This is a genomic window from Butyrivibrio hungatei (assembly GCF_900101605.1).
In the GTDB taxonomy this organism is placed as follows: Bacteria; Bacillota; Clostridia; order Lachnospirales; family Lachnospiraceae; genus Butyrivibrio; species Butyrivibrio hungatei_B.
Window position 1 is genome coordinate 226,647 of sequence record NZ_FMUR01000006.1, and the last position, 12,130, is coordinate 238,776.

At 38.3% G+C, this 12,130-nt stretch carries 16 protein-coding genes, 3 tRNA genes and 1 rRNA gene; 1 reads left to right on the forward strand and 19 read right to left on the reverse strand.

Annotated elements, in window-relative coordinates:
- Positions 1-19 precede the first annotated feature (19 nt).
- The 5 genes from BLP87_RS05860 to BLP87_RS05880 all read right to left on the reverse strand — a co-directional run bounded on the left by BLP87_RS05860 (position 20) and on the right by BLP87_RS05880 (position 3,575).
- The gene (locus BLP87_RS05860) at positions 20-1,444 is read right to left on the reverse strand and encodes an MBOAT family O-acyltransferase (RefSeq protein ID WP_074461853.1); all 1,425 of its coding nucleotides are present in this window, start codon (positions 1,442-1,444) and stop codon (positions 20-22) included.
- A 163-nt stretch (positions 1,445-1,607) separates the two neighbouring features.
- On the reverse strand, positions 1,608-2,204 hold the full coding sequence (locus BLP87_RS05865) for a helix-turn-helix domain-containing protein (RefSeq protein ID WP_074461854.1): 597 nt from the start codon (positions 2,202-2,204) through the stop codon (positions 1,608-1,610).
- Positions 2,205-2,323: 119 nt separating this feature from the next.
- Positions 2,324-2,539, reverse strand: a complete 216-nt coding sequence (locus tag BLP87_RS05870; protein WP_074461855.1) for a hypothetical protein — start codon at positions 2,537-2,539, stop codon at positions 2,324-2,326.
- Between the two features lie 152 nt (positions 2,540-2,691).
- A complete protein-coding gene (locus BLP87_RS05875) occupies positions 2,692-2,865 on the reverse strand; it encodes a chorismate--pyruvate lyase (RefSeq protein ID WP_074461856.1) in 174 nt (57 codons plus the stop codon).
- Positions 2,866-2,933: 68 nt separating this feature from the next.
- On the reverse strand, positions 2,934-3,575 hold the full coding sequence (locus BLP87_RS05880; RefSeq protein WP_027209231.1) for an HAD-IA family hydrolase: 642 nt from the start codon (positions 3,573-3,575) through the stop codon (positions 2,934-2,936).
- 183 nt (positions 3,576-3,758) lie between these two features.
- Here BLP87_RS05880 and BLP87_RS05885 point away from each other — a divergent pair, with 183 nt between their 5' ends.
- On the forward strand, positions 3,759-4,403 hold the full coding sequence (locus tag BLP87_RS05885; protein WP_026656510.1) for a DUF4867 family protein: 645 nt from the start codon (positions 3,759-3,761) through the stop codon (positions 4,401-4,403).
- A 40-nt stretch (positions 4,404-4,443) separates the two neighbouring features.
- Here BLP87_RS05885 and BLP87_RS05890 read toward each other — a convergent pair whose 3' ends face one another.
- The 14 genes from BLP87_RS05890 to BLP87_RS05955 all read right to left on the reverse strand — a co-directional run.
- The gene (locus BLP87_RS05890; RefSeq protein ID WP_074461857.1) at positions 4,444-5,721 is read right to left on the reverse strand and encodes a sensor histidine kinase; all 1,278 of its coding nucleotides are present in this window, start codon (positions 5,719-5,721) and stop codon (positions 4,444-4,446) included.
- On the reverse strand, positions 5,718-6,467 hold the full coding sequence (locus tag BLP87_RS05895) for a LytR/AlgR family response regulator transcription factor (RefSeq protein WP_074461858.1): 750 nt from the start codon (positions 6,465-6,467) through the stop codon (positions 5,718-5,720). The genes BLP87_RS05890 and BLP87_RS05895 overlap by 4 nt, the downstream gene beginning before the upstream one ends.
- Positions 6,448-7,245 (reverse strand): ABC transporter permease, encoded by a 798-nt coding sequence (locus tag BLP87_RS05900; protein WP_074461859.1) that lies wholly within the window; start codon positions 7,243-7,245, stop codon positions 6,448-6,450. The genes BLP87_RS05895 and BLP87_RS05900 overlap by 20 nt, the downstream gene beginning before the upstream one ends.
- Positions 7,211-8,104, reverse strand: a complete 894-nt coding sequence (locus BLP87_RS05905) for an ABC transporter ATP-binding protein (protein ID WP_051199182.1) — start codon at positions 8,102-8,104, stop codon at positions 7,211-7,213. The genes BLP87_RS05900 and BLP87_RS05905 overlap by 35 nt, the downstream gene beginning before the upstream one ends.
- Positions 8,105-8,264: 160 nt before the next feature.
- Positions 8,265-8,528, reverse strand: coding sequence for a 30S ribosomal protein S18 (rpsR, locus tag BLP87_RS05910; protein ID WP_026489979.1), 264 nt, complete (start codon positions 8,526-8,528; stop codon positions 8,265-8,267).
- A gap of 19 nt (positions 8,529-8,547) precedes the next feature.
- Positions 8,548-9,003 (reverse strand): single-stranded DNA-binding protein, encoded by a 456-nt coding sequence (locus tag BLP87_RS05915; RefSeq protein WP_026656499.1) that lies wholly within the window; start codon positions 9,001-9,003, stop codon positions 8,548-8,550.
- 18 nt (positions 9,004-9,021) lie between these two features.
- Positions 9,022-9,309, reverse strand: a complete 288-nt coding sequence (gene rpsF / locus BLP87_RS05920) for a 30S ribosomal protein S6 (RefSeq protein WP_026514351.1) — start codon at positions 9,307-9,309, stop codon at positions 9,022-9,024.
- A gap of 107 nt (positions 9,310-9,416) precedes the next feature.
- Positions 9,417-9,590 carry a DUF951 domain-containing protein gene (locus BLP87_RS05925; RefSeq protein WP_074461860.1) on the reverse strand — a complete coding sequence of 58 codons (174 nt, stop codon included), beginning with the start codon at positions 9,588-9,590 and terminating at the stop codon, positions 9,417-9,419.
- Positions 9,590-10,306 carry an NAD-dependent protein deacylase gene (locus BLP87_RS05930; RefSeq protein WP_026656497.1) on the reverse strand — a complete coding sequence of 239 codons (717 nt, stop codon included), beginning with the start codon at positions 10,304-10,306 and terminating at the stop codon, positions 9,590-9,592. The genes BLP87_RS05925 and BLP87_RS05930 overlap by 1 nt, the downstream gene beginning before the upstream one ends.
- A 28-nt stretch (positions 10,307-10,334) precedes the next feature.
- On the reverse strand, positions 10,335-11,243 hold the full coding sequence (locus BLP87_RS05935) for a S1 RNA-binding domain-containing protein (protein ID WP_026668265.1): 909 nt from the start codon (positions 11,241-11,243) through the stop codon (positions 10,335-10,337).
- 78 nt (positions 11,244-11,321) lie between these two features.
- Positions 11,322-11,392: transfer RNA gene (locus tag BLP87_RS05940), tRNA-Cys, on the reverse strand.
- Between the two features lie 27 nt (positions 11,393-11,419).
- Positions 11,420-11,491 (reverse strand) — tRNA-Glu (locus BLP87_RS05945).
- A gap of 60 nt (positions 11,492-11,551) precedes the next feature.
- A tRNA-Asn gene (locus tag BLP87_RS05950) sits at positions 11,552-11,624 on the reverse strand.
- A gap of 103 nt (positions 11,625-11,727) precedes the next feature.
- A 23S ribosomal RNA gene (locus tag BLP87_RS05955) occupies positions 11,728-12,130 on the reverse strand; the annotation flags it as partial.

Sequence of the window (12,130 nt, forward strand, 5' to 3'; positions counted from 1 at the left end):
TTTCAATACACAATAAAGATCAAAAATTCATATACATAAAATTACTTGCACTATAGCCCGGTCCGTAGAGGCCAAAAATTATAATCGTAATTATCATAAGATAATATATAAGATACCTTGCGCCGCAGGCTAAATCCTGCAACACAACCGGAAATGGCTTATTTCTCTTATAACTTATGACATCCATCAAAATAACAATCAGAATGAACCCCACCATAAAATTTGTTCGAGTCGTCTCATTGCACAATTCATTGTATTCTGCAATGAAAGTAGTTCCCGCGCTGCCTGCCGTAACCATGGCAATGCAGTATTCAACGGCAGTTTTCAGACCACTGGCTCCAAAAAATATCCATGCAAAAGAAGCACAGCAAAAAGTAACAAAACGCCCCTTCAATTCTGAAAGAAAACTTTTAGCTTTATCCTTGTTCCTCCGCCTTCTGACCAAAACATCAATAACGGAATATATAGCATGAAGCATCCCCCAGGCCAGGAAATTAAGCCCATTACCGTGCCAGATGCCGCATAAAATAAATACGATTGCCACATTTATACACTGTCTGAGCACGCCTTTTCTGTTTCCTCCAAGCGGAATATAAACATAATCCCTAAGCCACATACTAAGAGACCTGTGCCATCTGCGCCAAAAATCCGAAATATTCACGGCCATATATGGCGACGTAAAATTCTGGACAAGATTGATTCCAAAAATCCTTGAAACTCCGACAGCCAACGCCGAATATCCCGCAAAATCGCAGTAAATCTGCATAGTGTATGACAGCGATCCTATAATAAGCCATAAACTGCCGCTGTCTCTGTAGCCGTTGAACAACTTAGTCACAAGAACCCCCAAATTATCGGCAACCACCAGCTTCATAAAATATCCGTACAATATGTATCCAAAAGCCTCGGAAAGTCTTTGCTCGTCCAGAAATCTAACCTCTTTAAGTTCCTTTATCTGTGCCACGAAATCTTCTTCACGTTCTATGGGACCGCTTACAAATTTAGGGAAAAAACTCATATAGAGCGCAAGGTACATCATATTCTTTTCCGCGCGGATCTTACCGTTGTAAATATCAACAATATATCCGATTGCCTGGAATGCATAATAAGAAAAGCCAATCGGAACAATCAGTTTTGAAAACATTGGAATTCTGGATGAAAACTTCAGAAAAGACAATGAAAAAACCAGAAGAAATAAGCCTGCAAAAAGACAAGCACCGGCTGACCTGTTCCTATTCTTATCTTTAAAAAACTGAATCAGTAATCCAAAAGCATAGACGATGGCAGTTGTCACCAAAAGCACAACTAAAGCTCTTCCATTAAGATGATATATATATGAAACACTCGCCAAGAGTAGCACGAGCGGCCTTGCTTCCTTTCGAACAATAAAAAAAACTGCTATCACAGAAATCAAAAAGACAGCAGTGTACAAAGAAAATGCCACAAACAAACCTCCTAAACAAATAATTTACATTTCCATTCTATCATTTAACAAATATTCTGTCATCCATGAATATTTTCACGAAAAAAGACTCCCGTTTGCGCAAAAACGGAAGTCTTTATTACATCAGATGCTATATTTTCATTAATCTTGCGGTTTTTCTGAATCATTTTAAAAACTTTAAAAGAATAAATTGTAATCCGACAAATATCACGATAGCTATTAATCCGGATATTATCGCGGACAAAACTTTCTGATAAGGGCGTTTTACTTTTTCCTCTATCTTTTCAGTATGTGTCAGCCTTTCGCCTTTAGAAAATCTGATAATCTCCTTATAAGTCTGAACATCATGCTTTTTCTTGATCTCCTCGACTTTATACGCAAAATATATGCCTAATGCAGCTTCTATCGCATATGGTATAAGAAACCATAATCCGATCAGATGAACCAAAATCGGAGCAGAAACAAGCATTATGCCATAAAAAAATACCATCACGCGCGCGTAAACGATCATCTTATTAATATCCTGTTGCGTATCTTCTGTAACTATTTTTTCCATCTTCTCAATATCTCCTTTAAGCAGATTGTCAACGGAGACATCAAATATTTCACTTAGCAACAGAACGCTTTGAATATCAGGATAGCTCTTTCCGTTTTCCCAGTTCGATACTGTCTGCCTCGATACAAAAAGCTTATTCGCAAGTTCATCCTGATTAATTCCTTGAACATTCCTTAATTCCTTTATTCTAATCCCAAGTTCCATATATTGCCGTCTCTCTTTCTGCTTAAGAATATCGAGATATCTGTTTATCCGCCATCAAAAAACTTTTACACAAACAATAGTGGGATGTAAAAAATTCTTTACATCCCACTGTTTTACGCTTATGTCAGTCGCATAAATAAATTAGCAAGCCCGACTACGACCAATATCGGGAACGCTATGGAAATAAGTCCGCCAAATACCAATCCTACCAGAATAAGCGGTAAAAATACCAAAAATGTCATAACCTTAAAGATTCCCCAGGTTGCCTTAAAAGCAAACCCGATCATCCTACCGAAAATTCCGAAGAATAATATAATAAATAACAGTGTCAACATAATTCCCACCAACCTTTCAAATATAAGTTATCTTTATCCGATGCTTGTTGATATATTTATTATATTCTGTCCCGCCACCGATATATATACTCGATGTAGCGAAAAAAACGTGTTTAATTCGCTTTTTTCGCAAATTTGCAAAAGACTCATTATCAATCAACTATCGAATACTGCATAAGTTCGTACTTAAGCTTAGTTCCTTCCGCTATTCCATCGGGCAAAAGAGCTCTTGCAACGAGCTTCAGATCATCCGACTCGATATCAGTTCTGCGAAGATTCGCATAATCGCCGTCAATACTTTCAACTACATAAAACCATGTTTCCATCTGGCTTATCTCCTTTCAAATTCGATATGAAATTTCTCTATCATAGTAAAACGCGCCAACAGCTATCATTATCTCACTGCCTCGTATAGTTCATCCATACTGCTAACAATTGCAACTGCACCGGATTTTTTCATCTCATCAATATCACCAAATCCCCACGTCACCGCAATACAAGGGATTCCAAGTTCCGCAGCTCCGAGGACATCATAATTAGTGTCACCGATCATCACTGTATCCGACTCGTCTTCTCCTATCTTATCAAGAAGGTATCTTATTACATCGTCCTTCTTTTCTCTGCTGCCGTCTACAGTTGCCCCCGCAATCTCATCAAAATATCCCGTCATATCAAAATGATCGAGTACTTCTATCGCCGTCTTTTCAGGCTTCGATGTGGCAACATATAATTTATATCCTTCGTCTTTAAATTTCTTTAAAAGATCTATCATTCCGCGGTACGGCGCATTTTCAAACTTTCCGATCGAATTGTAGCGCTCTCTGTATATTGCTACCGCCTTGTCCTTGTCTTTTTCCTCAACTCCGTGTTTTACGAAGCTGTATCCGAGCGGAGGTCCGATAAATGTATAAAGCTCACTTTCTTCCGGCGGAGTTATCTGCATCTTTTCAAATGTATATAATGCACTTTTTGTGATTCCTTCAGATGAATCAGTCAGTGTTCCGTCAAGATCAAATAATAGATTTTTATACTTCATCAAATTCCTCCCCTGTCTAAACCTTTTACACACTTTAGCACACAGGCACTTTAAAAGTAAAGATTTATCGCTTATCTGATAACAAAAGCAACTTTTGAAAAGAAATCGCTACCAAATGATAAGATTTCTCTGTAAAATAGCAATATGATTATTATTATCAATAATTCTTGAAAGGAGAAGGTTATGAAAATATATAATGTAAACGATCCTGAATTCACAAATTACGGTAGGATCATCGAGGGTTATGAAGAAGAAAAGAAGGCAATCGTGGAGGCTCTTAAGTCAAGCACTCCCGTTCCCGAGGGAACAGACTATGTTGCCGAGGAGCCTGCACTTCAGTCTCTCGCTGCAGCAACATCAATTACAAACAGCCTCTTTGGCGGTTCCGATATGCAGTTCGGATGGTGCAACGGACACAACACCAAGCTCAACTGTCTTGAGTATCACCGTTCATCAGAGATCAACCTTGGTTCAACAGATTTCATTCTTTTACTTGCTAAAAGAGAAGAAATCGTAGACTACAAGATTGATTCAAGCAAGGTTAAAGCTTTCCTTTGCCCTGCAGGCACAATGATCGAAGTATACGCTACAGCTCTTCACTATGCTCCCTGCCAGGCAAGCAAAGATTCAGGATTCCAGGTTCTTGTAGGACTTCCTAAGGGAACCAACGTTGGCAAGCCTGAGTTCGAAGCTCGCAATCAGGAAGACCGCATGCTCACAGCAACAAACAAGTGGCTCCTTGCTCACGCAGAAGCTTCTGAAGCAGCAAACGGCGCATGGGTTGGAATCACAGGCGAGAACATCGACATCGCAGGAGATCTTAAATAAAATCAATATTCCATTATAATTTAACGCACATCGGCAATTTTTAGACTTTTTGCCGATGTGCGTTATTTATATATAAAACAATATTTACAGTAAAATTTTTCCCATCATCACATATCTCGAAAGTCCCTTCATAACTTTCAACAGCTGACTTAACTATACCCAATCCAAGTCCATGCAAAAATTCATCTTTATCACATGTATCATCTTTCTTTGTGTACGGATTTGAAACTTGTACGATCAGAGCATTCGCGCTATAGAACATAAAACAGCTTAATATCTTATCCCCTGAATCAAGGCTCTTCAAAGCATTGATTGAATTATCAAAAAGATTTCCAAATATTTTTATGCAATCATGATATGAGATTGGTAAACCGGCCGGGATATTTATATCTTTCTTGACTGTAATTCCGTTTTGTTCGGCTGCAGAAAATTTAATGTTCAGAACAGTATCAATAGCTTCATTCCCAGTGTTAACAAAACTATTTATAGCAGATTGTTCATCTATAAGTTCCTGTAAATGATTCTGCGCTTTGTCATACTTTTTTTCTTTCAAAAAGCCTGAAATCAACTGCATATTATTCTGCATGTCGTGCTTTATTGTTCTTATGAGTTTTTGGTTTTCAGACAACTCTTCATAATACGAACGCTGCCAATTGGTTATCTTTTCATACTCTTCGTTCTGTCTCCTAACCTCATAGGATGCACTGATCAAGTCATACAAATGAATGATCATAATATTCACATACAAGACAAGAACTGCTAATGGTACCAATAGGGGTATCCTTTCTTGATTTGAGCTAATACTCAGGCTTTCGCTTAGCATGGCAATGCACGTAAATGCAATGAAACTAATGAACGGAACCGATAAAAGCTTCAGCAGAACACGCATATCAACTTTTCTGTTTTTTATAGTTTGATACCTTGCCACTATTTCAACAACAATATAAAAGCATAAATGTGGAATAAATAGAACATATCCGGAATTTAAAGAACTACCCTCAATTAAATACATCAACGTTTGCGCAAATCCGGCAAAAACTATGAGTACAGTAGCATATGCAAATTTCACTTTCTTTTCGCCTTTGTATGCACATAAAAACAGGCAGCTCCAGAAAGAAATCGAAACAAGATTGCAATATTTAAGGTCATATTTTATAAAAACAGAAAATAAAATGACGAACAGAACGCTCATCACCTTTTTTATCAGATCATATTTCTTTATTGCCTCTAATACCCTATCGTAGTAATGCAAGACAATCCAAATATCAAATAAATTCAGAAGAAAATAGAGAAAGATGTTAATCTTCGCATGATTCATAGTCCAATTCTCCATTTCAAATATCTCATATGCTCTAGTTTAACACTTTTGTGGTATTTCTTACTGATAGGCAACCTGACGCCGTTATTCAAAATAATCTCATCGGAATAAATAACTTTAACATAATCCATATTAACAATGTATGAAGCATGGATTCTTACAAACCAATTGTTGTCCACCATTTTCTCAAGATCGGACATTTTTGAATAAAAAGAATAGTTTTCATCTGTTGTATAGACATTTATTTTTCGCTTATTCCCCTCAAAATACATTATGCTCTCACAGCGTAACTGTATTTTGGCTTTATCAACAGAAATGAATATATATTTTTGACTGGAATAAATATAATTTACCGCTGCTTGTATTACATCTTCAAGCTTATGCGTATCTATAGGCTTATTTACAAATCTGAACGGCTGTACTTCAAACGAGCTAAAGACATAATCCGAGTATGCCGTAACGAAGATAATAACAGCTCTTTGGTCTATAGCCCTTATCTTCTTTGCAGCTTCAAGCCCATTAACTCCGGGCATCTCTATATCAAGCAGGTATATTTGGTAGAATACATTAGGATTTTTATTCAGATAATCTAAAAGACTTTCACCGGTCTCAAAGCAATCGACCTCAACATCTCTGATTCTGATGTTCTCAATAACATCTTCCATTAACGCGAGATTATCTTTGTTGTCATCACATATTGCAATCTGCATCCAGTCACCGCTTCTCTCAGAATTCTTTATTCTCAAATGATTTTGTTCCAAGCACCATAAACACTACATAGTATAGCATACATAAAAGCAATTGAATCAGCACACATTTCCCCCTCCCTGTACTGCTGATACTTAACACTTCTGTAGTCTCCAAAACATCTTCTGATAACTGATAAATATAATTCATCGGATTAATATATTTTACAAATGAATACGTCAGCACGTGATTGCAAACCAAAGATGCAACAAAAGAAATCACTATCGTTATAATCGGTTTATATCTTGTCCCAATACACAATGCAAGCTGTGGAATAAAGAAAAACGTATACATATATATCAAAAGCAAAAGACATAATAAATCTGCTACATTATTTCCAATTATTTTTCCTGATGTATAAATGCTGCCGTTATTCGCGATTCCAAAATAAATAGCAAGCATTACAATAATTGTAATCACAAAGAAAACCGCAGTAATAACTTGTAACGCTAAGCTTTTACCTATAAACAAATTTCTCCTGTTCCTTATTCTCACAGTGAACAAAGAAATACTTTTATTGTCAATTTCACCTGATAACATTTGAGTTCCCAAAAAAGCTGTCACAACCGGGCCAATAAAAAGAACTGTTGTTGTTACAAGTTGCAATGTTATCCAAAATAAAGCATTCTGATTTTTTACTCCTTCATACATTTCGTTTCTCATACCGATCGCATAAATAAATCCAATGGCTACAATTACAGCAACCGCCAAGATATCATTACGCTTTAAAAATTTTAACAATTCAATTTTTATGATATGCAATATCGATATTTTCATAGCCATTCTCCTCAAACAGATCATATAAAGATTTGCGTTCTATTTCTAAATCCAAAACGTCAATACTTAATTCATCAAGTTTATCAAGAACCTGTTTTAAATCTTCGACATGTTCAATCAATATATTGTCTTTATCAACTTTTACCCCTGACTTTTCAACTTCTTCCGGGTTCAAAGCTCGGTCACATTGAACAACATATTTTTTGCTGTATTCCATCACGCCATCAAATTTCTTTTCACCGTTATCTATTAAGACCACCCGATCACATATTTCCTCAACATCTTCCAAATCGTGACTTGAAAACAATATTCCCACTTTTTCATCGTGCGCTTTTTCCAGAAGGATTCTTTTAAATATATTTTTCCCTATTGGATCCAATCCCACAAACGGTTCATCCAGTATAAGAAACTCCGGATTGTTTAAAAGAGCTTGCGCCAGCCCCAACCTTTGTTTCATTCCAAAAGAAAATGCTTTTGTCTTTTCTTTTGATTTCTTTTCTAATCCAACCGCATTCAACAGATTATCTATTTTTGCTTTCGGAACTTTCCCCCCCAATGTTTTGATTAATATATCCAAATTCTCATATGCATTCATATAGGGAATAAAAGTAGGCTCAATCAGTATTCCGAATTCATTAAGCCTTGAATTGTCTTTAAGTAGCGTATCGCCTTTATAAACTATATCTCCCCCTGTAGGAAAAACATTCCCTGCAATACTGTTTAAAAGAGTAGTTTTCCCTGCTCCGTTTTTTCCTAAAAGAGCAACTATCTCCCCTGCATTAACTTTAAAACTTACACCTTTGAGCGCTTTGAATCCGCCATAATCTTTCTTTAAATTTCTGATCTCTAACAAAGACATATTCTCACCTCTGAAAATTTATATAAGAATACTATCATTAGAAATCAGCTTTTATTCTGTATTGTAATTTTTGGTATAGAACCGAGTAATAAATGGCAAAAAAAGACACTTCTTAGAATCTCTTCTAAAAAGTGTCTTCAATAATTTACTTATATACTGATTACTCAGCTACGTATGGCATAAGTGCCAGGTGTCTTGCTCTCTTGATTGCTGAAGTAAGCTCTCTCTGGTGCTTAGCGCAGTTTCCAGTGATTCTTCTGGGAAGAATCTTGCCGCTCTCAGAAACGAACTTCTTAAGCTTAGCTGTATCCTTATAATCAATTACGTTATCTTTTCCGCAAAATACACAAACTTTCTTTCTTCTGTGCATTCCGCCCTTTCTCCTCATAGGAGCATCGGATTTATCAGACTTTGTGAAAGCCATTATAATATTCCTCCTTCAATTAATTGAACGGCAGCTCCTCGTCAATTCCGTCGGGAATATTCATGAAGCCGTCGCCGGCTGCAGAAGGTGCGGGCTCTCCTTGGGGAGCAACGCCTCCAAATGATCCTCCGTTGGAGGATGCTGCATTCTTGGATTCAGCGAATTCCTGATCCTCTGCAACTACATCAGTTGTGTATACCTTAACGCCATCCTTATTGGTATAACTACCTGTCTGGATACGTCCTGTTACGATAACCTTAGTGCCCTTCTTAAGATATTTCTCAGCAAACTCGCCGGCTCTTCCAAAAGCTACGATACCGATGAAGTCAGCTGTCTGAGCATCCTGTTGATCTCTTCTTGCAAATCTTCTATCCACAGCAAGTGTATATCTTGCTACAGCCATAGGCTCATTGCCCTGTGAATATCTTACGTCGGGGTCTCTTGTTAAACGTCCCATTAGTATAACTTTGTTCATATTTTCGTCCTCTTCTATTTAAGCCTCGTTCTTAACGCATAAATATCTGATGACACCGTCCATAATACGCATGCGAGCTTCAATCTCTGCAGGAGTTGTTGCTTCGCCATCGAACTGGATGAAATAGTAGAAGCCTTCTGTCATCTTCTCGATTTCATAAGCAAGCTTCTTCTTTCCCCACTCATCAATATTGGTAATCTGACCACCATGCTTCTCGATAGTCTTCTTAACCTTCTCGATGACTGCTGTTCTGGCATCGTCTTCGATCTTTGCACTAACAACAACGGCTAATTCGTATTTGTTCATGCTATTTGTTACCTCCTTTTGGTCTCTGGCTACTTGTATCAGTCAAGCAGCAAGGAATTTATCACAGAATAATATGCTATCATATATATGTTCCAAATGCAAGCATTTTATCGTATCCCTTTAATGCTCTTTTCCAGTGTTTTCCTGGATATCATTACCTGATGACCGCAACCAAGGCATTTGATTCGAAAGTCCGCACCTACACGCAAAACTTCCCATTCAAAACTACCGCAAGGATGTTGTTTCTTAAGTTTTATTATATTTCCAACCTGAATATCCATTAAATCTGATCCAAAATCTCCCCTATTGCACCCTGTACTACCAGATCAGCCTGTCTGTCCCTCGGTGTAGCCGACTTGTTGATAAGAACAAGCTTATTTCCCCTGTAATAGTCAATAAGTCCTGCCGCCGGATAAACAGCCAGTGAAGTTCCACCAATTATAAGGACATCAGCATTACTGATATACTCAACAGCTTTCTGCATTATCCCCATATCAAGGCCTTCTTCATACAAGACCACATCAGGCTTTATCCTGCCGCCACAACTGCATACGGGAACTCCTTCCGCATTGGCCATGTAGTCAAAATCATAGAACTTACCGCATTTTTCGCAATAATTTCTATGTACGCTTCCGTGAAGTTCAAGAACTTCTTTACTGCCGGCAGCCTGGTGCAGGCCGTCAATATTCTGTGTAATAACAGCACGGAGTTTACCTTGCTTTTCAAGTTCGGCAAGCTTAAGATGCGCTTTATTGGGCTTAACCCCAGTAATGAGAAGTTTATCCTTATAGAATCTAAAGAACTCCTCAGGCATTCTCATATAAAATGTATGACTTAAAATCTGCTCCGGAGGGTACTTGTACTGCTGATGATAAAGACCGTCTTCGCTCCTGAAATCAGGAACACCGCTCTCTGTCGATACTCCCGCACCACCAAAAAAGACAATATTATTCGAACCGTCAACTATTTCTTTTAACTCTTTTACAGCTTCGTCCATATTATCCCCCTTCATTATTTATGTATGATCAAAAACCTGCTTTCTTAAGAAGCGCAGCCAAAGATGTTGTTGCATCTCCGTCACTTGGATATTCAATCTTTTCTTCTGTAATCTCAGTCGCAGCTATATCTTCAAGCGCTTTCATACTAAGACTAAGCTTTCCGTCTTTAATTGAAATAACTTTGACTTTTACCTTCTGTCCGACTTTAAGAACAGCTGAAGGATGTGCAATTCTGTTGTTACAAATCTGAGAAATATGAACAAGTCCGCTAAGACCGTTACCCAAATCAACAAATGCACCGTAATTCTGCAAACTCTCAACTGTTCCCTCAGTAACAAGGCCAACTTCTACGTTAGAGACCATTTCTTTTCTCTTAAGATCAGCCTGTTCTTTGAGATAATCTTTAGCTGAAAGAACAAGTTTTCCATTCTCTTCATCAGAAGTAATTACTCTAACCTTAGCAGTCTTTCCAACATAATCAGCAAGTTTGTCTTCTTCCACAAAAGAAAGATCAAGCTTAGATGCCGGAATAAATCCTCTTATTCCTTCAAGGAAAGCCACTGCTCCGCCTTTAACAGCTTCAGATATCTTAACATCAACATACTCCCCGGATTCAAGTAATGCATTAAGCTTATCCCATGCAAGAACTTCATTTGCTCTTCTCTTGGACAAAAGAATATTTCCTTCTCCGTCGTCTGTTGAAATAACAGTAGCAGATACTTCATCTCCGACATTTATATCTCTATGTATAGAAAACTTGGGATCATCACTAAGCTCCTCAAGCCTTATTATTCCCTGAGTATAATATTTTATATCCAAAATTACTTCTGTATCATTTACACCGATAACAGTTCCGTCAATTATATCTCCTTCCTTTATCTTTCTGAAGGAGCTCTCAATCTCCTTGCTAAAATCTTTCATCGTTTCTTCTGCCATAAACTAACCTCCAAATAAATCAGATAAAAAGATTATAGCACAAAAAAACTGTGAATATTTAATACTCACAGTTTTTAGAGGTGACAGGCGGATTTGAACCGCCGCTCAAGGTGTTGCAGACCTATGCCTTACCGCTTGGCTATGTCACCAAATATGTAATTGATAATGAATCTTAGTGACTCCGACGAGAATCGAACTCGTGTTACCGCCGTGAAAGGGCGATGTCTTGACCGCTTGACCACGGAGCCATATTACAGACCGTAGTTACAGTCTTCATTAGTACCAAACTTCCTTCGCTTAGTACTTAGCTCCCCCTGTCGGACTCGAACCAACGACACTTCGGTTAACAGCCGAATGCTCTACCGACTGAGCTAAGGAGGATTATCGGTACTTCTAAAAATAAAGAGCCGTTTTTGCGACTCTTCTTTGTACCTTCAAAACCGAACACTGAACTATCTTCTCCAGATCTCTTCTATACCACTTTATGGATAAGCCCTCGACCTATTAGTACACATCAGCTGAACATGTTACCATGCTTACACCTTGTGCCTATCTAACCTCGTACTCTACAAGGGGTCTTACTGCCGAAGCAGGGATATCTCATCTTGAGGGGGGCTTCACGCTTAGATGCCTTCAGCGTTTATCCCGTCCGGACGTGGCTACCCAGCCTTATGCATCTGGCGATGCAGCTGATACACCAGCGGTCCGTCCATCCCGGTCCTCTCGTACTAAGGACAGCTCCTCTCAGATATCCTACGCCCGCGCCGGATAGGGACCGAACTGTCTCACGACGTTCTGAACCCAGCTCGCGTACCGCTTTAATGGGCGAACAGCCCAACCCTTGGGACCTGCTACAGCCCCAGGATGCGATGAGCCGACATCGAGGT

What these genes read in the sequence shown, in the direction of transcription:
- BLP87_RS05865 (WP_074461854.1), bottom strand. Translation starts at nt 2,204, where the DNA reads ATGGAACTTGGGATTAGAATAAAGGAATTAAGGAATGTTCAAGGAATT.
- BLP87_RS05870 (WP_074461855.1), bottom strand. Translation starts at nt 2,539, where the DNA reads ATGTTGACACTGTTATTTATTATATTATTCTTCGGAATTTTCGGTAGG.
- BLP87_RS05875 (WP_074461856.1), bottom strand. Translation starts at nt 2,865, where the DNA reads ATGGAAACATGGTTTTATGTAGTTGAAAGTATTGACGGCGATTATGCG.
- BLP87_RS05880 (WP_027209231.1), bottom strand. Translation starts at nt 3,575, where the DNA reads ATGAAGTATAAAAATCTATTATTTGATCTTGACGGAACACTGACTGAT.
- BLP87_RS05885 (WP_026656510.1), top strand. Translation starts at nt 3,759, where the DNA reads ATGAAAATATATAATGTAAACGATCCTGAATTCACAAATTACGGTAGG.
- BLP87_RS05890 (WP_074461857.1), bottom strand. Translation starts at nt 5,721, where the DNA reads ATGAATCATGCGAAGATTAACATCTTTCTCTATTTTCTTCTGAATTTA.
- BLP87_RS05900 (WP_074461859.1), bottom strand. Translation starts at nt 7,245, where the DNA reads ATGAAAATATCGATATTGCATATCATAAAAATTGAATTGTTAAAATTT.
- BLP87_RS05905 (WP_051199182.1), bottom strand. Translation starts at nt 8,104, where the DNA reads ATGTCTTTGTTAGAGATCAGAAATTTAAAGAAAGATTATGGCGGATTC.
- rpsR (WP_026489979.1), bottom strand. Translation starts at nt 8,528, where the DNA reads ATGGCTTTCACAAAGTCTGATAAATCCGATGCTCCTATGAGGAGAAAG.
- BLP87_RS05915 (WP_026656499.1), bottom strand. Translation starts at nt 9,003, where the DNA reads ATGAACAAAGTTATACTAATGGGACGTTTAACAAGAGACCCCGACGTA.
- rpsF (WP_026514351.1), bottom strand. Translation starts at nt 9,309, where the DNA reads ATGAACAAATACGAATTAGCCGTTGTTGTTAGTGCAAAGATCGAAGAC.
- BLP87_RS05925 (WP_074461860.1), bottom strand. Translation starts at nt 9,590, where the DNA reads ATGGATATTCAGGTTGGAAATATAATAAAACTTAAGAAACAACATCCT.
- BLP87_RS05930 (WP_026656497.1), bottom strand. Translation starts at nt 10,306, where the DNA reads ATGGACGAAGCTGTAAAAGAGTTAAAAGAAATAGTTGACGGTTCGAAT.
- BLP87_RS05935 (WP_026668265.1), bottom strand. Translation starts at nt 11,243, where the DNA reads ATGGCAGAAGAAACGATGAAAGATTTTAGCAAGGAGATTGAGAGCTCC.